The sequence below is a fragment of the Paenibacillus etheri genome, assembly GCF_001012825.1.
In the GTDB taxonomy this organism is placed as follows: Bacteria; Bacillota; Bacilli; order Paenibacillales; family Paenibacillaceae; genus Paenibacillus_AQ; species Paenibacillus_AQ etheri.
In genome coordinates, this window is sequence record NZ_LCZJ02000016.1 from 137,987 (window position 1) to 162,819 (window position 24,833).

Consider the following 24,833-nt stretch of genomic DNA (forward strand, 5'->3'; position numbering starts at 1 on the left):
AGTGTATTATGTCAAAAGGATTGCTCATCATATTATCCGGACCTTCCGGCGTGGGTAAAGGTACTGTATGTACTGCGCTACGACCGAAGATGCCCAAACTTGTCTACTCAGTTTCTGCTACTACTCGCAGTCCGCGTGCGGGTGAGGAAGACGGCGTGAACTATTTTTTCAAAAGCAAAGAGCAGTTTGCGGCTATGATAGAAGCCGACCAACTGCTTGAATATGCGGAGTACGTAGGTAATTTTTACGGTACTCCACGTGATTTTGTAGAGAGAACTCTCAATAGCGGCAAAGATATTATTCTCGAAATTGAGGTTCAGGGAGCACTCAAAGTCAAAGAAAAGTTTCCTGAAGGTATTTTTGTGTTCCTTCTTCCACCTTCTATGGACGAGTTGAAGGACCGCATACGCGGACGGGGTACAGAACATCCAGATGTGATCGATCACCGCATGACTGTAGCGGAGGATGAGATTAATCTAATGCAGCATTATGATTATGCTGTTGTGAATGATGAGATTGATCTGGCCTGCAAGAGAATAGAAAGCATTATTATCGCCGAACATTGTAAAGTTAGATAATGAATGCTGCAAGGCTGAATGTATTACCAGTAAACTATGAAGAGGTGTCCCTGTGCTATATCCATCAATTGATGAAATGATGACCAAGGTTGACAGTAAGTATTCGCTCGTTGTAGCTGCATCACGTCGTGCTAGACAATTGCGTGAGGGTGGCAAGACAGATGTGAAGAACCCAAGATCGCATAAATTCGTCGGTGTTGCTCTTGAAGAAATTTACGAAGATCGCATTACGCTTACCCGCGGTGAAGAGTAGTCTCAATCCTATTTAGATATGACCTTTTGTAGAAACGGATACCGCCTAGTTGTGATTAGGCGATGCCGTTTCTTCTTGGGTTATGGAGCATTAATGGGTCTTTAATGAATGATGATAGCCCAAGACCGGGCTGTTTCTGACAACCGGAAGGTTGTTATTTTTTTCTCAAAATATAAGAAGTTTAAGAAATAGATCATTCGTTGTAAGAGTAGGGAACAGGGGGGAGATCATATTGAAGAGCTTGAAGGGGAAGACCATTTTACTTGGGATTACAGGAGGAATTGCCGCTTATAAAGCAGCAACCCTGACCAGTAAGCTTGTCCAAAAAGGTGCCGAGGTTCATGTCATTATGACAGCATCGGCAAAGCAGTTCATTACAGAATTAACTCTACAGTCACTGTCGAAGCAACGAGTATATAGCGATACATTCCAGGAACGGGATCCATCCTCCATCTCACATATTGATTTGGCTGATTCGGCGGACCTTGTGATAGTAGCACCAGCAACTGCTAATATTATAGCTAAAATGGCGCACGGAATTGCGGATGATATGTTATCCACAACGTTACTCGCTACTACTGCACCTATTATGGTGGCACCGGCTATGAATGTTCATATGTATCAGCATCCCGCTGTACTTAGTAATTTAGATACCCTCGCTAAACGAGGTATTCAGTTTATTGAGCCTGGAGAAGGTCTGCTGGCATGTGGTTACGTGGGTAAAGGACGTTTAGAGGAGCCTGAGACCATTGTAAGCTATGTTGAGGATTTTTTTGCATTGCAAGAAAGTGTGAAGTCTAGTCCACTCCATGGTAAAAAGATCGTCATTACAGCTGGTGGTACAGTAGAACGGATTGACCCGGTACGCTATATCTCCAATGATTCATCCGGTAAAATGGGTTTTGCTGTGGCACGTGCTGCACGTGCTATGGGGGCAGAGGTTACCTTGGTTGCTGCGCGAACAGATGAAGCACCTCCGCAGGACCCGGATATTTCTGTCATTCGTGTTCAATCCGCACAAGAGATGTATGATGCGGTTACTGCGTTGTGGGACAGCTGCGATATCATGATCAAGGCAGCTGCTGTATCGGATTACCGTCCTAAACATAGCGAGCCTTCCAAAATTAAAAAAAGTGGAGATACGCTGACTCTTGAGCTTATCAAAACAACGGATATCCTGGAAACGCTAGGTAAGAACAAGGATAAGCAGTTCTTGATCGGCTTTGCGGCGGAGACGGGAAATACAGAATTTTATGCAAAGGACAAGCTGGTCCGCAAAAACTGCGATCTCATTGTTGCAAACAATGTAGCGGCTGCAGGAGCCGGATTCGGATCGGATACGAATATTGTATCGATATATGATGTAGATGGATTGGTGCTTGAATTGCCACAATTGTCTAAGGATGAGGTTGCTCGTCGTTTGCTGACACTCGTGGCAGAGCGGATTACTGGAGCTTCATTATAATGGATATTGCCAAGGTCATTGTGGATGTGCCTGTACGCAGCACTGACCGGCCATTTGATTATAGTATTCCAGAGTCATTAAAGTTATGGATTGAAGTGGGTAGTCGAGTAGCGGTCCCGTTTGGACACCGTACGGTTCAAGGTTTTGTCGTCTCACTGGAGTCAGGTGAAACAGTAGTGAATCCTGGTCTTAAGCCCATTCAAGAAGTACTCGATTTGCTTCCGCCTTTATCTCCTGAACTAGTTGAACTAGCGGACTGGATGAGTAAAAGGTATGCATGCAGACGAATTTCAGCCCTTCAGGCGATGCTGCCCACAGCCCTAAAAGGGAAGGCAGAACGACTGATTTCGTTAGGCGATGTAGAAGAAGAAACAGCATTTCCTGATGATGAATTATTCCCTATGTTTGCCGATTCAGGGGATGAAGAACGCCTAATTACTGAATTTATTGGACGTACTGGCGAAGTTTCCATGAAGCAACTTACCCGTGCATTCCCGGAGGCTGCGGAGACGGTGAAGTTCATGTTAAGACGTGGAGTTCTTGTAGAGAGCCAATCCATCAAAGATAAAATGGGCAAGAAGAAGCTGAAAGCAGTAGATCTGGCTATAGGCATTACGGCTGCTCGTGAGGCGTTGAACAAATTCCCCAAAAAATCCGCGCGACAGAAGGAAGTACTTAGCTTTCTAATTGAAAGGGAAGCTACGCTCCCAATGGCGCTTAAGGAAGTCTTGTCAGCACTTCAAGTGACGGCAAGTACCGTGAAGGGTTTAGAGGAAAAAGGCTTTATCGAAATCAGTGAAATTGAAGTCTATCGCGACCCCTATCAAGGACGCGATTTTAAGCCTACTACGCCTCTGCCACTCACAGCAGAGCAAGAGATTGTATACACTCGTATTTCACGAACGCTAGAAGAGCAGCTCCATGAAGTTTTTCTGTTACATGGCGTTACGGGGAGCGGTAAGACAGAAATCTATTTGCAATGTATCAAACGTTGTTTGGATCAGGGTAGACAGGCCGCAGTGCTCGTCCCAGAAATCGCATTGACTCCGCAGATGGTGGAACGGTTTAAGGGACGTTTCGGAAGTGGTGTCGCGGTAATGCATAGCCGATTGTCTGTTGGCGAGCGTTACGATGAATGGCGCAAGATCCGTGAAGGAAAAGCTACGGTTGCCGTTGGCGCCCGATCTGCGGTGTTTGCGCCGTTCTCTAACCTAGGCTTAATTATTATGGATGAAGAGCATGAGACCTCATATAAGCAGGAAGAAAATCCGAAATATCATGCTCGTGATGCTGCGATTCGCAGAGCCGAACAGTGTGGGGCAGCCGTGATTTTAGGCTCCGCCACGCCTTCGTTAGAAAGCTATCATGCTTCCAGAGCGCAGACTGATATTCATTTTTCACCAGTACTTCTCGAGATGCCTACTCGGGCGCTTGGCAACGAGCTACCCAAGGTAAATGTAGTGGATATGCGGGAAGAGCTGAAAGAAGGTAATCGCTCGATGTTCAGCCGTAAGCTTCATTCTGCATTGGCTGAAAGACTGGAACGTGGAGAACAGACCGTGTTACTACTTAACCGTAGAGGTTTCTCAACGTTTGTCATGTGCCGGAGTTGTGGATATGTAGCAGGCTGCCCCGAGTGTGATATTTCATTAACGTATCATAGTCGTAGTGACAACTTGCGTTGTCATTATTGTGGTCATGCGGAACCAGCACCAAAGCTTTGTCCAGAGTGTGGGAGTGAGCATATCCGGTTCTTCGGAACGGGGACGCAGCGAGTGGAGGAAGAGCTTGGCAAGTTGTTCCCTGGTATACGGGTGATTCGTATGGATGTGGATACAACAACAGAAAAGGGTTCGCATGAGAAGTTACTCAACCAATTCAGAGACAAAAAAGCGGATGTTCTGCTAGGTACTCAGATGGTAGCGAAAGGTTTGGATTTTCCTGACGTAACTCTTGTTGGTGTAATTACAGCAGATTCAGCCTTGAATTTACCCGATTTTCGTGCAGCGGAGAAGACCTTCCAATTGCTTACACAAGTTGCTGGAAGAGCAGGTCGGCATCAGCTTCCGGGTGAGGTAGTTGTTCAGTCCTATACACCGGAGCATTATTCTATTGTTCATGCTAGCGGACATGACTATCTGTCTTTTGTAAGGGAAGAGTTGAAGCATCGTAGAGGTTTACACTATCCACCGTATTGCAGATTGATACTCGTTACATTATCCCATGAGCAGTTACCGCTATTACTCCGGATGGCGGAGAATTACGCTATGAATCTGCAGGGGAAGGCCAGAAATCTAAGATGGTATGGAAGTTTAGATAAGCTAACCACCGATGTACTAGATCTGTTAGGTCCCGTAGCTTCTCCAATCCCTCGCTTAAAGGGTAGATATAGATTCCAATGTATGATAAAATGGCGCGGCGCCATCGATGTAATAGGGCTTGTACGGCAAGTGGCTGAGGAGTTAGAGGATTCTGTACGGGATGCAGGGCTCCAAATCAGCATTGATGTTGATCCGCAAATGTTGATGTAAATCGTTATCATGTTACAATGTAAAAAAAGAGCTAGATCAATAAACTCTAAATATAGAGATGTACAGAACGGGAAGGTGTTTGAAATGGCGATACGTATGATCGTTAAGGAACCGGATGAAGTGTTGCACAAAATAGCTAAAGAAGTAACTGTAGTTACACCTAATGTGAAAAAATTGCTTGATGATATGGCTGATACAATGTATGACGCTGAAGGTGTGGGCCTGGCAGCTCCGCAAGTTGGCATATTGAAGCGCCTAATTGTGGTGGATGCGGATGAAGAGCACGGGCTGATCAAAATGATTAATCCAGAAATCATCAGTACAGAAGGCGAGCAGCTTGGACCTGAAGGATGTCTAAGTATTCCCGGGCTGAATGGTGATGTACGCCGTGCTGAGACAGTCACCGTACGTGGTCTAAACCGTGAGGGAAAAGAAATTACGATTACCGGCAGCGGTTTACTTGCGCGGGCTTTTCAACATGAGATTGACCATTTGAACGGAGTACTGTTTACGGATATCGCTGAAAAAGTATACGAGATGACTGCTGAACTGAGCGAGACTGAGGAGTGAGGATATGAAGATTGTATTCATGGGAACCCCGGCTTTTGCGGTGCCAAGCTTGCAAATGCTGATGGATGAAGGCTATGAAGTTGTAGCGGTCGTCACCCAACCAGATCGACCGCAGGGACGAAAAAAGATCTTGGCTCCTTCACCAGTTAAAGAAGCCGCATTGACTCTCGGGTTACCTGTGCTTCAGCCTGAAAGGATGCGTAAACCTGAGGCTGTCGCAGAACTGGCTGCATATGAGCCTGATCTGATTGTTACCGCTGCATATGGTCAGATTTTGCCTAAAGCGGTATTAGATTTGCCACGTAATGGTTGCGTGAATGTTCATGGTTCATTGCTTCCTAAATACCGGGGCGGCGCACCGATTCAACGCAGTATCATTAACGGTGAGAAAGTTACCGGCGTTACCTTGATGTATATGGCTGAAGGACTTGACACTGGAGATATGATCTCGCGCGTCGAGGTGGCTATCGAGGATGAGGATACTTCCGGTACGATGTTCGAGAAGCTTAGCCTTGCCGGACGTGATCTCTTGAAGTCTGAAATGCCGCGCTTAGTAAGCGGCCTTGTTTCAGCGACTCCGCAAGATGATAGTCAAGCAACCTTTGCACCTAACCTAAATCGTGAGGATGAGCGTTTGGATTGGAACGCTGGCTCACGTGATAACTATAATCGAATTCGTGGATTAGTACCTTTTTCCGGCGCGTTTACGCTCTGGAATGGAGAGACCTTCAAAGTATGGGCTTCAAAAATTCCTGCTGAGCAGAAATCAACTGACAGTGCGCCAGGAACGGTACTTTCGGTCACTGAACATGGTGTCGAGGTTAAGACTGGAGATGGAAGTCTGCTGCTAACTACTGTTCAACCTGCTGGTAAGAAAGCGATGAGTGCTGCAGATTTTAGCCGTGGCGGTGTCATGAAACCAGGGACGGTGCTAGGTTGAGCGCGGGTGGTAACGGTGCAGGCCGATCAACAGTAAATCGTAATTCCGGCAACAGAAACGGCAAGGATAAAGCAGTGGTTGGTAAAAAAGGCGGTCCCGGAAATACAGGTAAAGCTGCTATAACCTCTGCCCGGGATATCGCACTCGATATACTGGTTAAGGTCGAACAGCAAGGCGCTTACAGCAACTTACTGCTGAACAGCAGTCTGCAGAAGTCTGCACTTAGCAGAGAAGATGCTGGATTAGTTACAGAGCTTGTCTACGGTACCATCTCTCGAATGAATACACTTGATTATGTGCTCGAGGAATTTGTTAGCAAAGGGATTGCTAAATTGCAGCCATGGGTGCGTAATTTACTGTGTCTAAGCTTATATCAAATTATGTATCTGGATCGCATTCCGTCTCATGCAGCTGTAAACGAGGCTGTAAATATAGCTAAGAAAAAAGGCCATCAAGGAATCTCGGGTATGGTTAATGGCGTGCTTCGTAGTGTGCTGCGTGCTGGAGATCTACCAGTTATACCTGATGGATTGAGCCCGGCGAAGCGGATATCCATTCAGTATTCCCATCCGTTATGGTTAGTGAAGCGCTGGATTACCGAGTATGGTGCTGACACTGCGGAATCCATCTGCGCTGCCAATAACGAGCCGCCTGCTGTCAGTGTACGCGTAAATACAACGATGATTAGCCGTGAAGCGCTGCTGAGTCAGATGATTGAACAAGGTCTGCAAGCTTCTGCTTCTGAAGTTAGTCCATATGGTATTGTTGTAAAAGGCGGCGGTAATCTGGCTCTTTCCTCCTGGTATCGTGATGGCTATTTATCTGTTCAGGATGAAAGCTCCATGCTTGTAGCTGAAGCTGTTGCACCTGAGCCTGGAATGAAAGTGCTTGACTGCTGCGCCGCGCCCGGGGGCAAAACAGCGCATATGGGCGAGCTGATGAAAGATGAAGGATCTATTTTCGCTAACGATTTGCATCCGCATAAAGCTAAACTTATCTCAGATCAAGCTGCGCGATTAGGTCTCGACAGTGTTGTAACAGGCAGTGCAGATGCTCTGGAGCTAGAGCATACCTTAGAGCATCAATCCTTCGACAGAATTCTATTGGATGCGCCTTGCTCTGGGCTTGGTGTAATTCGCCGTAAGCCAGATCTCAAATGGCGTAAGCAACCTGAGGATGTTGCGAGTGTAGCATCATTGCAGGGACAGCTGCTGCAGTCGGTTTCAAAACTGTTGAAGCCGGGTGGTGTTCTGGTTTATAGTACCTGTACGACTGAACAAACGGAAAATAGTGAAGTAGTCGCTGCTTTTTTGAAGCAAAATCCTGATTTCACTTCTATAACGTTTACTTCCCCGTTGTGGGATAGAATGGAAGGTACCGCGCTGGCTGAAGGTGAGGGAATTCAGTTATTGCCACATCATTATGGCAGCGACGGGTTTTATATCTCTATGCTTCAAAGAGTTTTATAATATAGCAAATTTACTGACAATTGTTGTATCTTTCGCCCGCCGGGCTACCGTACGGCGGGCTATTTCTTTTACCGTCTCTGAAATTTGTGTTAAAATAGGAAGAATGAGAAATAATACGCATATCCTTATGAAAGAACAGGTGCTAATAATAATGAAACCTTTAATATATGATTTTTCTTTAGAAGAGTTACAACAATGGGCGAAAGATAACGGTGAGCCTGCTTTTCGTGGTGGACAGATTTTTGATTGGTTGTATGTAAAACGTGTAAGTGACTTCGAAGCCATGAGCAATTTGTCTAAAGGGCTTCGTCAGAAGCTGGATGAGCAATTCTCCATTGCAGCACTCACTGAGATTACTAAAATGGAATCGAAAGATGGAACTGTAAAATTCCTGTTTGGATTGCATGATGATCATGCGATTGAGACAGTTATCATGAAACATAATTATGGCAATAGCGTCTGTGTAACTACCCAGGTAGGATGCCGGATCGGCTGTACCTTCTGCGCTTCAACGCTTGGTGGATTGAAACGAGATTTGACTGCGGGTGAAATTGTAGCCCAGGTTGTACGTTCCCAACAGATCTTGGATGCACGCGGCGAACGTGTCAGCAGTATTGTTATCATGGGTACTGGCGAGCCGTTTGAGAACTATGATGCAACAATGAGATTCTTGCGTCTTATGATTCATGAGAAAGGCCTGAATATTGGACAACGGCATATTACTGTTTCTACTAGTGGTATTGTGCCGAGCATTTATAAATTTGCAGAAGAAGATACACAGATAAATTTGGCGATTTCGATTCATGCACCTAACGATAAACTGCGTTCGAAGCTAATGCCAGTAAACCGCCGCTATCCGTTTGATGATGTGATTGAATCTTTACGTTATTATCAAGCTAAGACGGGGCGTCGTGTCAGCTTTGAGTATGCATTGATCGGCGGGGTGAATGATCAGCCGGAGCATGCTGAGGAATTAGCGGGTGTGCTTAAGAACATGCTGTGCCACGTCAATTTGATCCCGGTAAACCACGTGCCAGAGCGGAAATATGTACGTACTTCACGCAATGATATCTTTGAGTTTCAACGTATTTTGGCTGACAACGGTGTGAATGTTACGATTCGCCGTGAGCAAGGCCATGATATCGCGGCCGCATGCGGACAGCTGCGTGCCAAACATATGGAGTTGGGGTGAGGATATTTGATCAGAACAGTTCATGCCAGCGATATTGGCCGAGTACGCTCTGTCAATGAGGATTCGGTCTGGATCGGCGCGACGCGCCACGGTTATACACTCGGCATAATAGCCGATGGGATGGGTGGACATCAGGCTGGTGAAACCGCGAGCATACTTGCTTTGGAGACGATGAGGAATACCCTAGACGGGTTGCAGCCTGAACTTCAGGACGAGGCCCTGCGTGATGCGTTGTCAGCTGCTATTTTGGAAGCTAACAGCACTGTCTTCAAAGAGGCTTCCAGTGACGAAAAGTATCACAACATGGGTACTACTGTCGTTGCTGCTCTCATGAATGGTTCAATCGGATATATTGGCCATATCGGAGACAGCAGAGCCTATTTAATAAAAGACAGTGCAGCAGTTCAATTAACCGAGGATCACACGCTAGTCAATGAGCTGTTCAAGAACGGTCAGATCAGTGTGGAGGAATTAGATAATCATCCGCGACGGAATGTGCTGACGAGAGCACTTGGAACAGATGCGGAGGTGGTGGCTGATTTAGCCCCTGTTACCCTGCTACCCGGGGAACTTTTGCTTCTGTGCAGTGATGGTTTAAGTAATTTTGTTACCAATGAGCATTTGGGCAAGGTAGCGGGTATACATGAGATACCGTTAGAGGAAAGAGCGGACCGCTTACTTCAGTTGGCACTGCTTGCTGGCGGCGGCGATAATATTAGCGTCGCTTTGTTAGAACATCATGGAGAGGCCGCTGTGCCCGAAACAAAGGAGTGGGATTGATGATCGGTCACGAATTGGGCGGCCGTTACCAAGTCATCGAACGGATCGGCGGAGGTGGAATGGCGCTCGTCTATAGAGCACATGACATTCTTTTAAACCGAAACGTCGCCATTAAAGTATTGCGTAATCAATTTGTGCATGACGAGGAATTTATCCGCCGCTTTAGGCGTGAGGCGCAATCAGCCGCATCTTTGTCTCATCCGAATGTGGTTAGTATTTACGATGTAGGACAGGAAGACGAAATTCATTATATTGTCATGGAATATATTGAGGGCAAGAATCTTAATGAAATTATAAAAGAACGAGCGCCATTACAGGTTGATGAGTCCGTACGGATCGCATCACAAATCTGTGATGCCCTTGATCACGCTCATCAGAATCAAATTATTCATCGGGATATTAAACCACATAATATATTGATTGGGCGCAATGGCCGGGTGAAGGTAACAGATTTCGGAATAGCTCGTGCGGTTACATCTACAACCATTACTCAGACAGGCTCTGTAGTGGGTTCCGTTCATTATTTCTCACCAGAGCATGCTAAAGGTGTCTCAACAGGAGAGAAGTCCGACCTGTATTCATTAGGAATTGTACTCTATCAAATGCTTACCGGAAGTCTTCCATTCTTAGGGGAGAGCCCGATTAGCGTAGCTCTAAAGCATCTTCAAGAAGAGTTTGAAGAGCCTAGGCTCTTGAATCCACTGATTCCGCAAAGCGTTGAGAATGTAATTCTAAGATCGATGCGTAAGAATCCGGAAGAGCGCTATCAGTCTGCCAAGCAAATGCTGCAGGATTTAGAAACCTGCTTGTTGCCTGAGCGGCGTAGTGAAGCAAAAGTTCTTTTTAACGATGAAGAAGATGAGGATCGAACGCGGGTAATACCAGCGATTAAACCGATCCAAAGAAGCAATGGAAATCGTAATCATCGCCACGACCGGATGGATACTGATGAAGATGACGATGACGATCCGGTACCTGTGAAAAAAGGTAAAAAACAATGGACTAAACCTGCATTATGGATTGGTTTAACTTTAGTGTTACTGCTGGCTATGGGCAGTCTCGTTTGGTACGTTAAATCCCAATTAGTTGTTCCGGAGGTATCGGTGCCATACGTGGTCGGTAAACAGCTGGAACAAGCGAAGACTGAACTTGAGGATTTAGGGCTTGAGGTTGCTGATCCTATACTGTATGACTACAGTCCGAATTTCGAAGAGAATGTGGTCATGAAGCAAAGTAGGGAAAAGGACGCCAAAGTGAAAAAGGGAGCCTCCCTAATACTAACTGTGAATACGGCGAAACCATTAACTAAGATGCCAGATGTAACGAATTCCACTTTCGACGAAGCGGTTAAAGCACTGATGGCAAAGGGTGTACCCCAGAATCAAATTAAGAATGCACCTCTCTTCGATGAAAATATGGAGGTGGGTAAGGTTATAAAATCAGACCCAGCCTTTGACAGCGAGTTTGATCCTGAGACGGTTTCAATCACCCTCTACGTTAGCAAAGGGGAAGAAAGTGTCACGATGCCAGACCTCATCGGTAAGACGGAGAGTGAAGCTAAGGCGCTTTTGGAAGAATCCAAGCTGGTGCTAGGTGATGTTAAGGAAGAATCCAGCTTCACAGTTGATGAAGGTAAGGTAACGAAGACTTGGGCTTTTGAAAAAGGTACCGCAGTTCCTCCTGGAACAGCGATTACGATTTACTTAAGCTCAGGTTATCCACCTGAAGCCCTGAATTATACCTTTAATGTGCCAGTAGCCCCTGCACAGGATGGCAAGAAGAGCAAGATTCGAATTGAATTCGTTGATGCGCGCAATAATGATGAAAAACAAGATTGGGGAACGCGTACCATTGGAAAGAGCCAAGTGTTGTCCGTCAATTTGGTACTTGCTCCGAATAAAGATGGTTCTGTTATTGTTACCCGAGATGGTGTGCTTTTAGACACTTATGTGATCCCGTATATTGATGCGAAGAATGGCACGGTGCAAGAACCTGAACCACCGACGGTTCCGACTCCGCAGCCGACTCAGACACCGATAGATCCGACACCTACTGCTGAACCGACCATTGAACCTGAGATCCTGCCTCCAAGTTCAGACAACGAAGGGTCTACTAACACTGGATCAGTCAATCAGACGGGATTCCTTACGAACAATTCGGTGAATAATGAATCGACCAATAATGGTAACAACAAGAACAGTAATAAAAATGATGACAAGCATAATAATAAAAACAACGACTAATCTAAAGATAAAAGCGATAACTTATCATAGTAGAAGTACTTGATTAGTTGTAGCAGCGAAGTGACCCGGGGATTTTATCAACTTGGGTCATTTTCGCAAAATCAGGAGAGGAAGGCTCACTATGTATGCCTGAAGGAATAATAGTAAAGGCGTTAAGCGGATATTATTACGTAAAACCGCTTCGTGAAGGATTAATAGCAACAGAGGAAGATTCAGTTCAATGCAGAGGCCGAGGCATACTTAAGAAAAAGGGGATCGCTCCTCTTGTAGGTGACCGAGTGATCTATATGCTGACTGAGCATGGTGAAGGGATGGTGGATGAGCTTCTCCCTAGAGAATCTGAGTTAATTCGTCCACCTGTAGCGAATGTAAGCCTTGCCGTTCTGTTATTTTCTGTGCGGGAACCTGATATGAACCTGAATCTGTTGGACAAGTTTCTAGTTCATATTGAGCATTCAGGACTGGAACCCTTAATTGTTCTGACCAAACAGGATTTGGCTAATGACAATGGTGAAGCCACTAAGTATGTTAAAGAGCTCTATGAAGATATTGGTTATGAAGTGATGGTTACAAGCTCACTTACAGGAGCTGGCAGTGATGAACTAAGAGAGCGACTTACTGGTGGTATCAGTGTGTTTGCCGGACAATCCGGGGTAGGGAAGTCGACCTTATTGAATCGGATTGTGCCAGGACTTAAACTGGAGACAGGTGAGATCAGCTTACGTCTGGGCCGTGGTCGTCATACTACCCGCCATGTAGAACTGATGGATATTGGCAGGGGCGGCTTTGTAGCGGATACCCCTGGTTTTAGTCAGCTTGATTTTCTTGAGCTTGGGGTTGAAGAGCTCTCTACTTGTTTCCGTGAATTTGCTAACTATGCTGGGGATTGTAAATTCCGTGGTTGTAGTCATCAGCATGAACCAGGCTGTCGAGTCATCGAGGCATGGAAAGCTGGAACTATCGCTGATAGCCGGTATGAACATTACAAATTATTTTTTAATGAAATGAAAGATAAAAAGCGGAGGTACTAAGTCATGATACGAATAGCACCATCTATATTGTCTGCCGATTTCGCAAGTCTAGGTTCAGAAGTTGCAGAAGCTGAGGTCAGTGGAGGAGATTGGATCCATGTGGATGTAATGGACGGTCATTTTGTACCGAATATAACGCTTGGTCCACCAATTGTAAAAGCGGTCTCGTTACATACCAAGCTTCCACTGGACGTTCACCTAATGATTGAGTCTCCAGAACGTTATATTTCTGATTTTGCTGCCGCAGGCGCTAGTGTGATTACTGTCCACGCTGAGGCTTGTGTTCATTTACACCGTGTGGTGCATCAGATTAAGGAACTGGGACTTAAGGCAGGAGTAGCTATTAATCCGGGCACTCCGGCATCAGCGGTGCGTGAGGTGCTGGAGGATGTGGATATGGTTCTCGTGATGACCGTCAATCCAGGCTTTGGTGGCCAAGCTTTCATTCCTAACACTTTGCGCAAAATCACTCAAATAAGAGAATGGGCGAATGAAGTCAATCCAGATTTACTTATTGAAGTCGATGGTGGTGTTTCGGAAGCTACGGCGCCACTCGTTGTCGGTGCAGGAGCGGATGTTTTGGTAGCAGGAAATGCTGTCTTTGGCCGGAGTGATCGTGCTGCAGCGATCCTTGAGATTCGAGAAGCAGCGGAAGCGGCACTTCGTTAAAAAAAATAGGCTATTACGACTTAAGGTATAGGCCAAGTCCTTGACGCATAAATATGGTTACATGAGCAGAAATCTCATGTAGCCTTTTTTTGTTTTGGCAGGGAGGACTGCAGTACGTTACCGTTAGAACAAGAGGAAAGTCTCCTGCGTACGGCATGAATTGATGGGAGGGTAAACCATGAAATTTTACACGTTTAAGCTGCCAAGGTTTTTGGGAGGTTTTGTTAAAGCGATTTTGAACACATTTCAGAAGAGCTGAGCTTGGAACAGAACAGAAAACATGAAAAAAAGCACCTTACAAATGTAAAGGGTGCTTTTTGCTTCATATGAGTGATCGCTCGGTCTTTAAAATTGCAAAAGACTAAACGCGTTCAACTTTACCGGCTTTCAAAGCACGGGTGCTGACGTACACGCGTTTTGGTTTACCGTTCACGAGGATACGGACCTTCTGAACGTTAACTCCCCAAGAACGACGGTTGCGGTTATTGGCGTGAGACACGTGGTTGCCGCTGCTCGGTTTCTTGCCTGTTACTGCACATTTGCGGGACATAGATTACACCTCCTTATTCCTAACACCTGCATAAAACAATACTTATCTATAATATCACAGCAAATTTTGCTACGTCAACCGATTCAAAAACATTTATTTCTTTTAATACTTATAGTACAATGTAAATTAGTGCATTATGTCCTGTTAATCATAGAATGATTAGGCATGAAGTTAGGAAGGGGAATTCTCAATTGAGTAAGCGTTCTATAAACGGAACAGATTTTACCGCTATGGTATTGGCTGGAGCGGATCAGCTGCAACAGCATGCAGAACACGTCAATTCCCTAAATGTTTTTCCGGTTCCAGATGGAGATACCGGAACAAACATGAATTTGACGATGACCGCAGGTGCGAATGAATTGAAGAAAAACAATACAACGTCAGTTGGCCAATGTGCAGGTGTACTCTCTAAGGGCTTATTAATGGGCGCTCGGGGGAACTCCGGTGTTATTTTGTCCCAGTTGTTCAGAGGGTTTAGCAGATCTGCAGCTCAACATGATGAGCTGAACACACAGCAATTCGCTGCTGCACTGCAAAACGGAGTGGACGCAGCCTATAAAGCAGTTGTAAAGCCTGTAGAGGGAACTATTCTTACAGTGGCTAAAGAGGCTGCAAGACATGCTGTCTACTATGCTCGCCGAACTACAGATGTTACAGAGCTGATGACAGAGGTATTGGCCAAAGCAAAAGAAGCCTTAGCTTATACACCTGAACAATTGCCTGTCTTGAAGCAAGTTGGTGTTGTAGATTCTGGCGGTCAAGGTCTGGTCTACATTTATGAAGGGTTTCACCAGCATCTGACGAGCGGAACCTCCGGTGTGTCTGAAACTGTAAAAGGACAACCTCAGGCATCAGTCGCACCAGCACCTGTACCGGTGTTAAAGAAAACTGAAAGCGATCTGTCTTCTGTACAGTCTTCTGCGCAATCACAGCTTTCTACAGAGGACATAGAATTTTTATATGATATGGAGTTCTTCATTAATCGCCAGTTAGGCGGTAATGTGAGAACGGATTTTGATGAGGAAACCTTTAGGAAAGCGTTGTCAGTAAATGGTGATTCCATTATTGTAATTTCGGATGATGAAACCATTAAAGTGCATGTGCATTCTAAGTCTCCAGGTGAAGTTTTGAATCTGGCGCTCCTTTATGGAGAGATTACGCAGATTCACATTCTAAACATGCGTGAGCAGCACCGTGACTTGCTAACCGCGGGCATGGATATTGCACCTATGCCAGATGTTTTCGCTGATATGCCGGATGAGCAGAGTCGTGTACAATCATCTCCAGCCGAACCACCAGCAGATGATTTGGCACCTTATGGCTTCATTGCTGTATCATCAGGCGCTGGAATAGCAGAAATTTTCAAAAGCCTTGGTGTGGACGTTGTCCTTGCTGGAGGTCAGACTATGAATCCAAGCACAGAGGATTTCGTAAACGCGATTTCTTCTATATCTGCGAAGCATGTTTACATCCTTCCGAATAACTCCAATATTGTGCTTGCTGCTCAGCAAGCTAAGGATCTATTGGAAGGCGAACGTGAGATTACGGTTATTCCAAGTAAAAGCATTCCTCAAGGAATCGCTGCAGCTTTCGCTTTCCAAGAAGAAGATTCCGTGGAGACTAATTCCGGGAATATGCTAGAAGCAATCTCACAAGTCAAGTCAGGACAAGTTACGAATGCTGTCCGTGATACAAGCTTTGATGATCTGGAGATTAAATCCGGGCAATTCATCGGAATATCGAATTCCAAAATCGTCGCTGCCGCAGATGATCTTTTAGCTGCAAGTCAGGCGCTGTTGTCCAACATGCTTGAGAATGGCGATGAAATCGTTACGATCCTTATTGGAGCCGAAACCGATTCTGAGGTCACAGATGCCTTAAGTGAGTGGCTTGAGGAGACATACCCTAACGTGGAAGTAGAGATTCATGAGGGTGGCCAACCTCTTTATTATTATCTTTTCTCCGTAGAGCCATAGGTAATACGAGGGTTCTTTAACTGTTCAAGAGCAACTTGCTAATTACGTAGTTGGCAAAATTATAGTATGGGGGAGATAATCCATGAATCGTACCATCATCGTCACCGACAGCACATCTGATATCCCGCCAGCAATGGCGGAAACGTATGGCATTGAGGTCGTCCCTTTGACCTTAATGTTCGGCGAAGAGGCTTTCCGGGACAATCTGGATATGACTCCGGAGCAGTTCTATGAGCGCCTTCCCCGCTCGTCACAGTTGCCTACTACTTCTCAACCCTCACCGGTTGAATACATGAATGTGTACCAAGATATTCTGGAACGTTACCCGGGAAGTTCTATTCTTTCGTTTCATATTTCTTCAGGACTGAGCGGTACGTACCAATCTGCCCTATTAGCTAAATCGATGTTGGAGGAAGAGGGAGAAGGGATCACTGTAGTTGATTCCCTCTCCGCTTCTTACGGTTTTGGATTTATGGTGGTGGAAGCCGCCAGATTGGCAGCTGAGGATAAGAGTCCCGAAGCGATTCTTGAAGCTGTAGAAAGTCTCCGCCAATCTCGTAAGCTTTACTTCTTGGTAGATACACTTGAATATTTACAAAAAGGCGGGAGAATCGGAAAAGCCTCGGCCATTCTGGGAACACTTCTTAATATTAAACCGATCCTGTCTATTGATGCAGAAGGAATAATATATGCGGTGGAGAAAGTTAGAGGCCGTAAGAAGGCTATTGCCCGTATGATTGAATTATTTAAGAAGGATATTCAAGGTGTAGACAAAATCAATGTGGCCGTGGGTCATACGGCTGAACCGGCTTCCGGTGAAGAGTTCCTGAAAGAGCTGTCAGGGCATTTTACACTAGAAGAGAAAGTGCTGACGAACGTCGGCCCTGTCGTGGGCAGCCATGTCGGAAACGGTACGTTAGCTGTATTCATTTGGCCTGCAAAATGAGGGATGAATATGACACTGTCATTAAATCAAATTGAAGTAAAAAATATAACTGGCGTGAGTGCTCAAAAGCAAAGTGAGCTTCACGCCTTTGGCGTCTTTACAGTAAAGGATTTATTAGAATATTATCCGTTCCGTTATGAGGATTATCGACCACGCTCGCTAAGTGAAACGAAACATGGGGATAAAGTGACTACAGAGGCTAAAGTGATCGGTATCCCTGTGCTGCAGCGATTTGGAGGCAAGTCACGACTTAGTTGTAAAATGGTTGCAGAGCCTTGGATGTTCACAGCTACATGGTTTAATCGTCATTATGTGAGAGAGCAGCTTACTGTGGGACGAGAAATTGTACTCACAGGTAAATGGGATCAGAAGCGAAATCAAATTACGGTGACGGATTATGAATTCCCCGATCGCGGGGAAGGGAAGACAGGAACCCTTCAGCCGGTCTATTCTGTCGGTGGTAAGATCACGCAGTCTTGGATCCGGAAAAGTATTAATCAGGCACTTCAGCAGTATGAAGATCTAATTCCTGAGATACTACCACACTCTATTATGCGAGAATATGATTTTATGCCCCGTAAAAGGGCGATTGCTACCATTCATAGGCCAGAGGATACCCGTGAAGGGCAGCAGGGACGCCGCAGGATGGTGTATGAGGAGTTGTTCCTGTTCCAGTTGAAGATGCAGGCGTTCCGGGTCCTTAATCGCGGTAGGATGGATGGTGTAGTCCATACCGTAGATAACGCAACCGTGCGTCAGTTTGTACGCAGCTTACCGTTTGAGCTTACAGATGCTCAGAAACGGGTGGAGCTGGAGATTTTACATGATCTGCGATCACCATATTGCATGAATCGTCTGCTTCAAGGTGATGTTGGTTCCGGCAAAACGGTGTTAGCGGCCGTGGCGCTTTTTGCTACCGTGCGATCTGGTTTTCAGGGTGCGCTTATGGTGCCCACTGAGATTTTAGCGGAGCAGCATATGCGCTCACTTACGAAGATGTTTGAGCCGTTTGGAATTACGGTTGGACTATTGACGGGGAGTGTAACTGGACGGAAACGTAAAGAATTGTTAGCTTCTCTACAAATGGGGATGCTCGATATCGTTGTAGGAACGCATGCATTGATTCAAGAGGATGTATTTTTCCGTGATCTAGGTCTTGTAGTTACGGACGAGCAGCATCGGTTTGGTGTAAACCAGCGAGGCGTATTACGGCGTAAAGGATATAATCCGGATGTACTTACGATGACTGCAACGCCTATTCCACGTACACTCGCGATCTCTGTTTTTGGAGATATGGATGTATCCACGCTATCGGAAAGACCGAAAGGTCGAGTGCCAATAACCAGTTATTGGGTCAAGCATGATCTTATGGATCGTGTCCTGAATCTGATTAAACGCGAAATAGAGCTGGGACGCCAGGCTTATCTGATCTGTCCGCTCATTGAAGAATCGGAGAAACTGGATGTGCAGAATGCCATTGATCTGCATATTCAGATGAGCCAAGCTTTTCCTAATTATAAAGTTGGGCTGTTGCATGGGAAAATGTCTCCTGCTGAAAAAGATGAAGTGATGCGAGCGTTCTATAACAATGAACTGCAACTCTTAGTGTCCACGACGGTTGTAGAGGTTGGTGTAGACGTTCCTAATGCCACTCTGATGATTATTATGGATGCTGACCGGTTCGGATTATCTCAGCTGCACCAGCTGCGCGGGCGGGTTGGTAGAGGCCAGCATGCCTCTTATTGTGTACTGGTAGCTGATCCGAAATCTGAAATCGGGCGTGAACGAATGACTGCCATGACCGATACCGATGATGGATTTGAGATTTCACGGAGAGATTTGGAGCTGCGTGGGCCAGGTGACTTTTTTGGAACCAAGCAGAGTGGATTACCAGAGTTCCGCTTAGCGGATATGACAGCTGACTTTGAAGTGTTAGAGCAGGCGCGTGATGATGTGGCAGAGCTGCTTAAGGATGAGAAGTTCTGGACGTCACCTGAGTATGCCCCTCTCCGGCATTATTTACAAGGCGAGCAAATTTTCCAAGGGGAATTAATTGACTAAGTAGGCACATCTAGCACCTAAGCCTCATATACTGTGGAAGATTGGATATGACGGGAGGTGCTACACTTGGGTTATCAACAATTCGGAATTAGCCCTCAGCTCGTGGAACGCATCAAGCTGAAGATGAAAAACGCGACAGTCAAAGATCGTATTAAAAATATGATTAACGGCGTCTCGAAACAAGAGCTACAGGACACTGCGGTTGTTCGCAGGCTGGTACGGAATGCGTCAGGTGTACTGAACGAGAAATTGACCGCGACACAGGAAGACCAAATTGTGAAATTTATTATTGCTCAGAAAATTGATCCGAACAACACCTTTCACCTGATCCGTTTGTGGGGAATGTTCCGTTAGGAAAGTAACTAGCGAGTTTACGGTAGATCTGAGGTTGATCCTTAGCTAGCTAAAGAAATAGAAGCTGTCTTTAAAGTGGTGAATGCTACTTATGGGCAGTTTCTTTTTTTTTTGCTACAAAAGCCCCAAGGCCCCCTAATTAAACTAGAGTCTTCCTATCCAAATAAATTAATATAAGAATAAGGGAGATGATTCGGTATGGGTTGAAAGAAGAAACTCGGATGAAGATTGTTCGAGAGGCATTGGCTGGTATTAAAATTGGAGTTCTTGCTCGTATCTATGATGTTCATCCAGAATCTATACGTCAATGGGTCAGGGATCACCGTGACTCTATTCCACTTGAAGAAATACCAATGACACTTGGTGAGAAGGAACTCGAAATCGAGATTCTACGAGAATTGCTAAAAAAGAAAGACCCAAATGCAAAAGTAGCGCTTCTCCTATTATTGGAGAAGCGCTATTGTTATCAGTGCAGGTTAATCAATCTTCGATTACTAGTAGCTGATTTGAACACAATTTGGCTGTTAGGATCACAATCAAGGACGATCGTCCGCAACTGATGTTCTTCCATTTTGTTGATGAGACAAAACAATGTGCTAAGCTCTCCATTTTGCCCTGAGCCTTCAGCAAGCCCAACTTCTCGGCTTAGTGAGTTTTCGAGCGCTTCCTGGATATCCATACAACGATTGCTGGTAATCCACGCAGCTCGAGAATCGGATAACCCTCGGAGTGAGAATCTCACACCTTCGAAGGCCAATAAGTAGGCAATAATGGAGTACATTGCTTGCTCCCAGCCAAATAGGGTGCCTGCAATAAGCAAGATAGCACAGTTCAGTATCATAATGACGACTTCCGTTGACTTTGGAGGTCCACCACTCAGAAATGAATATCCTTGGTCACTGGCATGTTTGTTCACACCACCGAATCGGACAGATATCCCGATACCGAGCCCTAAACAGATGCCACCTGCCATTGCAGCAGGTAAAGGATCACTAATCACTGCAGGAAAACGGTGGAGAGCAAGAGAAGCAATGGTCAAGCAAGTTAATCCTGGAACGGTATACAGAGCAAAGCGAAGATTCACTTGCTTTCGAGACATAAATATAAAAGGCAGATTGAACAGAAACAAAAACAATCCAAGCCGCATTTCAGTGGTATGAGCGAATAATGCTGATAAACCTGTGATTCCACCAACCACAAGCCCATGTGGTATGAGGAATAATTCTAATCCTACAGCGGCAAGTAGTGCTCCCGCAATAACGGTGAGAACTCGGAATACCGAATTCTTCCGTAGTTGTTTATGTTGCTTTGTCTTAATTTGCAATACTTTTCCTCCTTTGGCAGGGGAAACAACTTTATTATGTTCGAATACTACAGCAGCTTTTTTGGATATTTTTACAGCATACCGTTTCTCAAATTGAATACTTTATCTAATATCTTATAAATCCATTTCGATTCCTTTGTCAAAAGAGACTGCTGCAGGTGAGTGGATCTACCGTTAGTTTGAAGCTAAAGAAGAAGATAGCCCCGAAGAAATCACGAAATAGAATACCAAATTTTCTCAATACGCTTAACAAGTTCGGTTTATGCAAGTATCTCGTTAATATCAATTTATTATCAAATAAATTGAGTAGGGTGCAAAGCCACGAAATGAGAAGTGAATTTTAGCACGTACAGCCGCAGTCGAAGCATAAATTTATAAATTACCGGACGGAATATGATTGAAAGCATAGGGAGTATTGCAGTTAAAGCAATGGAACGCTGTCCCCACTGTTCATATATTTTGATTGTTCCAATTTGTGGAATCATTTTGGGAACTGTCCGGACTGGAGGTGTAAATTTGCGTTCATAGTGTTCAATTTCGGGAGATGTATGTTCTTGCTTCGTAGTCGTTAAACTTCCAGACCAAGGGGGTGGAAATGAGGAAATCAGCCCCACAACTAAAAGTAACCGAAGAAGCCAAGGCAATGACATACGCGCTATATATTGCACTAAAATAACACCTCCCAACTGTATATAGTATAAAAAGCATAACATACCTTTTTGCATGATTCCAAATTATTTTGAGAAAAAGCTTCTTTCAAAGGTGAAGAAAACAAGAAATTGACGAGGATAATTAACGTAATTCGTAGTAAATATATCTTTTAATATCAAGTTTAAAGTCAGGAGCGATATATTTGAGAAATTCGCGCGATTTTAACGGTTTTGTTCAACGAATTCATTATAATTATCGCAATCAACCAATAGACTGAATTCTGCAGTGGATCAGGTGATCCGAGAGCAAGGAATAGTTATTTTGTTATGTTTCAGTTTAATGAAGGCAATCGTTTAGAACTAGAAATAATGGATCTTGAAGACTGAACAGTTGAATTTCTAAAATTGTACATAACGTTCTAGAATCACTATGCCTTTTTTGGGTAAAACTCATATGAGAGGTTTTACCAGAATCTCAATCCCGGAAGGAGGCAATGGTCTTGAATTCAAATGAACAAAAATTGCAGGAGCAGATTCCATTTCATACACTGAGCGAGGAAGAAGTGCTCAAAAGGCTGGAAACTCGGAAAGATGGCTTGTCTTCCGGTGAAGCAGCTAAACTTCTGGAGAAGTATGGGAAGAACGTACTTCAAGAAGCGAAGACCAAATCACTGCTAGGAAAATTTATAGAGCAATTTAAAAATGTCATGATCTTTATTTTGCTCGTGGCAGCAGTTTTGTCTGGAGTTTTGGGAGAATGGACAGATACAATCATTATTTTGCTGGTAGTAGTCCTGAATGCGGTACTTGGCGTTATTCAGGAAAATAAAGCGGAGCAAGCTTTAGATGCCCTAAAAAGTATGTCCTCTCCGCATGCCAAGGTGCGGCGTGGAGGTCAGGTTTCTGAGATTAAAAGTGAAGACCTCGTACCAGGGGATATCGTATTGCTGGAAGCTGGTAACGTAGTTCCGGCGGATATTAGGCTGTTAGAAGCTGCTTCTTTGAAAACAGAGGAGGCCGCATTAACCGGAGAATCATTGCCCTCAGAAAAGAAAGTAGGTGTACTTGAGGGAAGCGATATTGTCATCGGGGATCGCACCAATATGGCTTATATGAGCAGCAATGTGACTTATGGTAGAGCGGTTGGCGTTGTCACAGCTACAGGAATGCAGACAGAAGTCGGCAGAATCGCCGGGTTTATCTCAGAGGAAGACACGGATGTTACTCCACTGCAAAAGAAATTAGATGAACTTGGAAAATACTTCACCTTTATTATTCTAGGTGTTTGTGTGGTCATCTTTGCCGTCGGTATTATGGAGGGTAGAGAGCTGCTGGATATGCTACTCACCTCGATCTCACTTGCGGTAGCAGCAATACCTGAAGGATTACCAGCGATTGTTACGATTATCCTGGCACTCGGAGTGCAGCGGATGGCTAAAAGAAAAGCGATCATTCGCAAGCTACCCGCTGTAGAGACGCTTGGAAGCACCGAAATTATATGCTCTGACAAGACAGGTACTTTGACACTGAACAAGATGACTGTCGAAAAAGTGCATGTCAATGGAACTACGAAAGAAGCTGCTGAAGGACTTGAAGGGACGCCAGGTGGCGAATTATTGCTTCAGGCTATGACTCTTTGTAATGATTCCAGTATTGACGAAGGAAAGTCCCCTAAGGAATCTGGAGGGAATGAAGGAGCTAAAGACCCGCACACAAAGAGTGGTAAAGCGATTATTGGTGATCCTACGGAAACTGCATTAGTGGACTACGCGCTCAGTATTGGTACTGATAAAAGGGATTTAGAAAAGAAATTCCCACGTAAAAACGAACTGCCTTTTGACTCCGATCGCAAGCTGATGACGACGATTCATGAAGTTGAAAATGGACGTTATCGTGTGTTAACGAAAGGTGCTCCAGATGTACTTTTGTCCAAATGTAGTCATATCTATGTGGATGGAGAAATCGTCCCCTTTAAAGAGGAACATTCACGACAAATCATGGAAAGTAATACTAAGCTTGCGAACGATGCATTGCGAGTATTGGCATTTGCTTTCAGAGATGAACCGCAGCTACCGACCAATATTTCACCGGATACTACGGAGAAAGAGCTGGTATTTATCGGTTTGGTCGGAATGATTGATCCGCCACGTGAGGAAGTACGGGATGCGGTAGCCATCTGTCGTAAAGCGGGGATAAGACCTGTAATGATTACAGGAGATCATCGAGATACCGCAGCGGCAATAGCTAAAAGACTAGGTATTATCGAAGATGAAACAGGTGTATTGACAGGCAGTGAGCTGGATAAAATCAGTGAAGAGGAATTTGCTGAGAAAGTCACTGATTATTCGGTTTATGCGCGTGTTTCCCCTGAACATAAAGTTAGAATCGTTAAGGCTTGGAGAAAAAAAGGGAAGATTGTTGCCATGACTGGTGACGGAGTGAATGATGCGCCTGCGCTCAAATCATCAGATATCGGCGTGGGAATGGGAATCACAGGAACGGATGTGGCCAAAGGCGTCTCAGACATGGTGCTCGCAGATGATAACTTCACGACCATCGTTGTTGCTGTTGAAGAAGGTCGGAAGGTTTATAGCAATATCCGTAAAGCAATCCAGTTCCTACTCTCAGCAAATCTTGGGGAAGTACTTACGCTATTCATTGCGACAATGATCGGCTGGCGTATTCTCGAGCCGATTCATATCCTGTGGATTAATCTTGTTACCGATACCCTACCGGCACTTGCTCTTGGACTTGAGAAGGCGGGGGATGATTTGATGTCGAAGAAACCACGCAAAGCCAGTAGCAGTATCTTTGCTGGTGGTGTGGGAATCGGGATCATCTACCAGGGTATATTAGAGGCGGCGCTTACGCTATTTGTATACCAGTGGGCACATACGCATTACAATGAGGGAATTGCGGTTACGATGGCATTCGCTACATTAGGATTACTGCAAATTTCTCATGCATTTAACGTCAGATCCAATACGAAATCGTTGTTCCAGATTGGCTGGTTCAGCAATCGATATATGCTGTGGGCATCACTGATCTCTACATTAATGTTAGTGCTTGTGATCATCATCCCAGGACTAAATGACTGGTTTGGTGTCTCACATTTGAGCGGATTACAATGGGGAATTGTAGTTGCTGCAGCTCTGGCGATAATAGTGATTGTAGAGTTTGTAAAACTGTTTGTACGTTTAAGCGGTAAGGGTAAGAACTGGGATTAGAGTTCGCTTTATGGAGCAGAAAGA

22 protein-coding genes are annotated in these 24,833 nt (G+C 45.0%); 19 read left to right on the forward strand and 3 right to left on the reverse strand.

What is annotated here, in order from left to right:
- Window positions 1-8 precede the first annotated feature (8 nt).
- From gmk to spoVM, 13 genes are all read left to right on the forward strand, one after another.
- A complete protein-coding gene (gmk, locus tag UQ64_RS04315; RefSeq protein WP_060622273.1) occupies window positions 9-578 on the forward strand; it encodes a guanylate kinase in 570 nt (189 codons plus the stop codon).
- Between the two features lie 52 nt (window positions 579-630).
- Window positions 631-831, forward strand: coding sequence for a DNA-directed RNA polymerase subunit omega (gene rpoZ / locus UQ64_RS04320; RefSeq protein WP_060622274.1), 201 nt, complete (start codon window positions 631-633; stop codon window positions 829-831).
- Window positions 832-1,060: 229 nt separating this feature from the next.
- Window positions 1,061-2,296, forward strand: coding sequence for a bifunctional phosphopantothenoylcysteine decarboxylase/phosphopantothenate--cysteine ligase CoaBC (gene coaBC / locus UQ64_RS04325; protein WP_082650987.1), 1,236 nt, complete (start codon window positions 1,061-1,063; stop codon window positions 2,294-2,296).
- Window positions 2,296-4,827: a primosomal protein N' gene (gene priA, locus UQ64_RS04330; RefSeq protein WP_060622275.1), complete on the forward strand. Its 2,532-nt coding sequence runs from the start codon at window positions 2,296-2,298 to the stop codon at window positions 4,825-4,827. Before coaBC ends, priA begins: the two co-directional genes overlap by 1 nt.
- 84 nt (window positions 4,828-4,911) lie before the next feature.
- Window positions 4,912-5,397 carry a peptide deformylase gene (def, locus tag UQ64_RS04335; RefSeq protein WP_060622276.1) on the forward strand — a complete coding sequence of 162 codons (486 nt, stop codon included), beginning with the start codon at window positions 4,912-4,914 and terminating at the stop codon, window positions 5,395-5,397.
- 4 nt (window positions 5,398-5,401) lie between these two features.
- Window positions 5,402-6,337 (forward strand): methionyl-tRNA formyltransferase, encoded by a 936-nt coding sequence (gene fmt, locus UQ64_RS04340; RefSeq protein WP_060622277.1) that lies wholly within the window; start codon window positions 5,402-5,404, stop codon window positions 6,335-6,337.
- A gap of 119 nt (window positions 6,338-6,456) precedes the next feature.
- The gene (gene rsmB / locus UQ64_RS04345) at window positions 6,457-7,806 is read left to right on the forward strand and encodes a 16S rRNA (cytosine(967)-C(5))-methyltransferase RsmB (protein WP_156417449.1); all 1,350 of its coding nucleotides are present in this window, start codon (window positions 6,457-6,459) and stop codon (window positions 7,804-7,806) included.
- Window positions 7,807-7,957: 151 nt separating this feature from the next.
- Window positions 7,958-8,998, forward strand: coding sequence for a dual-specificity RNA methyltransferase RlmN (rlmN, locus tag UQ64_RS04350; protein ID WP_060622278.1), 1,041 nt, complete (start codon window positions 7,958-7,960; stop codon window positions 8,996-8,998).
- 6 nt (window positions 8,999-9,004) lie between these two features.
- Complete coding sequence (locus UQ64_RS04355) at window positions 9,005-9,778, forward strand: Stp1/IreP family PP2C-type Ser/Thr phosphatase (protein WP_060622279.1); 774 nt, start codon at window positions 9,005-9,007, stop codon at window positions 9,776-9,778.
- Entirely contained in the window at window positions 9,778-12,021 is a 2,244-nt protein-coding gene (pknB, locus tag UQ64_RS04360; RefSeq protein WP_060622280.1) for a Stk1 family PASTA domain-containing Ser/Thr kinase, read from the forward strand. The genes UQ64_RS04355 and pknB overlap by 1 nt, the downstream gene beginning before the upstream one ends.
- 125 nt (window positions 12,022-12,146) lie before the next feature.
- Window positions 12,147-13,052: a ribosome small subunit-dependent GTPase A gene (gene rsgA, locus UQ64_RS04365; RefSeq protein WP_060622281.1), complete on the forward strand. Its 906-nt coding sequence runs from the start codon at window positions 12,147-12,149 to the stop codon at window positions 13,050-13,052.
- A gap of 3 nt (window positions 13,053-13,055) precedes the next feature.
- Window positions 13,056-13,721, forward strand: coding sequence for a ribulose-phosphate 3-epimerase (rpe, locus tag UQ64_RS04370; RefSeq protein WP_060622282.1), 666 nt, complete (start codon window positions 13,056-13,058; stop codon window positions 13,719-13,721).
- Between the two features lie 178 nt (window positions 13,722-13,899).
- Window positions 13,900-13,980, forward strand: a complete 81-nt coding sequence (spoVM, locus tag UQ64_RS04375) for a stage V sporulation protein SpoVM (protein WP_020431362.1) — start codon at window positions 13,900-13,902, stop codon at window positions 13,978-13,980.
- Window positions 13,981-14,082: 102 nt separating this feature from the next.
- Here the strand turns inward: spoVM and rpmB are convergent, their stop codons facing one another.
- On the reverse strand, window positions 14,083-14,271 hold the full coding sequence (rpmB, locus tag UQ64_RS04380; protein WP_036686205.1) for a 50S ribosomal protein L28: 189 nt from the start codon (window positions 14,269-14,271) through the stop codon (window positions 14,083-14,085).
- A gap of 191 nt (window positions 14,272-14,462) precedes the next feature.
- On the opposite strand from rpmB, the gene UQ64_RS04385 reads away from it, so the two are divergent.
- From UQ64_RS04385 to UQ64_RS32775, 5 genes are all read left to right on the forward strand, one after another.
- Complete coding sequence (locus UQ64_RS04385) at window positions 14,463-16,247, forward strand: DAK2 domain-containing protein (RefSeq protein ID WP_060622283.1); 1,785 nt, start codon at window positions 14,463-14,465, stop codon at window positions 16,245-16,247.
- An 82-nt stretch (window positions 16,248-16,329) separates the two neighbouring features.
- Complete coding sequence (locus tag UQ64_RS04390) at window positions 16,330-17,193, forward strand: DegV family protein (RefSeq protein ID WP_060622284.1); 864 nt, start codon at window positions 16,330-16,332, stop codon at window positions 17,191-17,193.
- Window positions 17,194-17,202: 9 nt separating this feature from the next.
- Entirely contained in the window at window positions 17,203-19,254 is a 2,052-nt protein-coding gene (recG, locus tag UQ64_RS04395; protein WP_060622285.1) for an ATP-dependent DNA helicase RecG, read from the forward strand.
- Between the two features lie 66 nt (window positions 19,255-19,320).
- Entirely contained in the window at window positions 19,321-19,608 is a 288-nt protein-coding gene (locus tag UQ64_RS04400) for a stage VI sporulation protein F (protein ID WP_060622286.1), read from the forward strand.
- Between the two features lie 221 nt (window positions 19,609-19,829).
- Complete coding sequence (locus UQ64_RS32775; protein WP_167348455.1) at window positions 19,830-20,168, forward strand: transposase; 339 nt, start codon at window positions 19,830-19,832, stop codon at window positions 20,166-20,168.
- Here UQ64_RS32775 and UQ64_RS04405 read toward each other — a convergent pair.
- Complete coding sequence (locus UQ64_RS04405; RefSeq protein WP_060622287.1) at window positions 20,075-20,932, reverse strand: YitT family protein; 858 nt, start codon at window positions 20,930-20,932, stop codon at window positions 20,075-20,077. The two genes, UQ64_RS32775 and UQ64_RS04405, sit on opposite strands and share 94 nt — an antisense overlap.
- 293 nt (window positions 20,933-21,225) lie before the next feature.
- Complete coding sequence (locus UQ64_RS04410) at window positions 21,226-21,600, reverse strand: hypothetical protein (RefSeq protein WP_060622288.1); 375 nt, start codon at window positions 21,598-21,600, stop codon at window positions 21,226-21,228.
- A gap of 482 nt (window positions 21,601-22,082) precedes the next feature.
- Between UQ64_RS04410 and UQ64_RS04415 the strand changes: the two genes are divergently transcribed.
- Window positions 22,083-24,809: a calcium-translocating P-type ATPase, SERCA-type gene (locus UQ64_RS04415; RefSeq protein ID WP_245237852.1), complete on the forward strand. Its 2,727-nt coding sequence runs from the start codon at window positions 22,083-22,085 to the stop codon at window positions 24,807-24,809.
- Window positions 24,810-24,833: the final 24 nt, after the last annotated feature.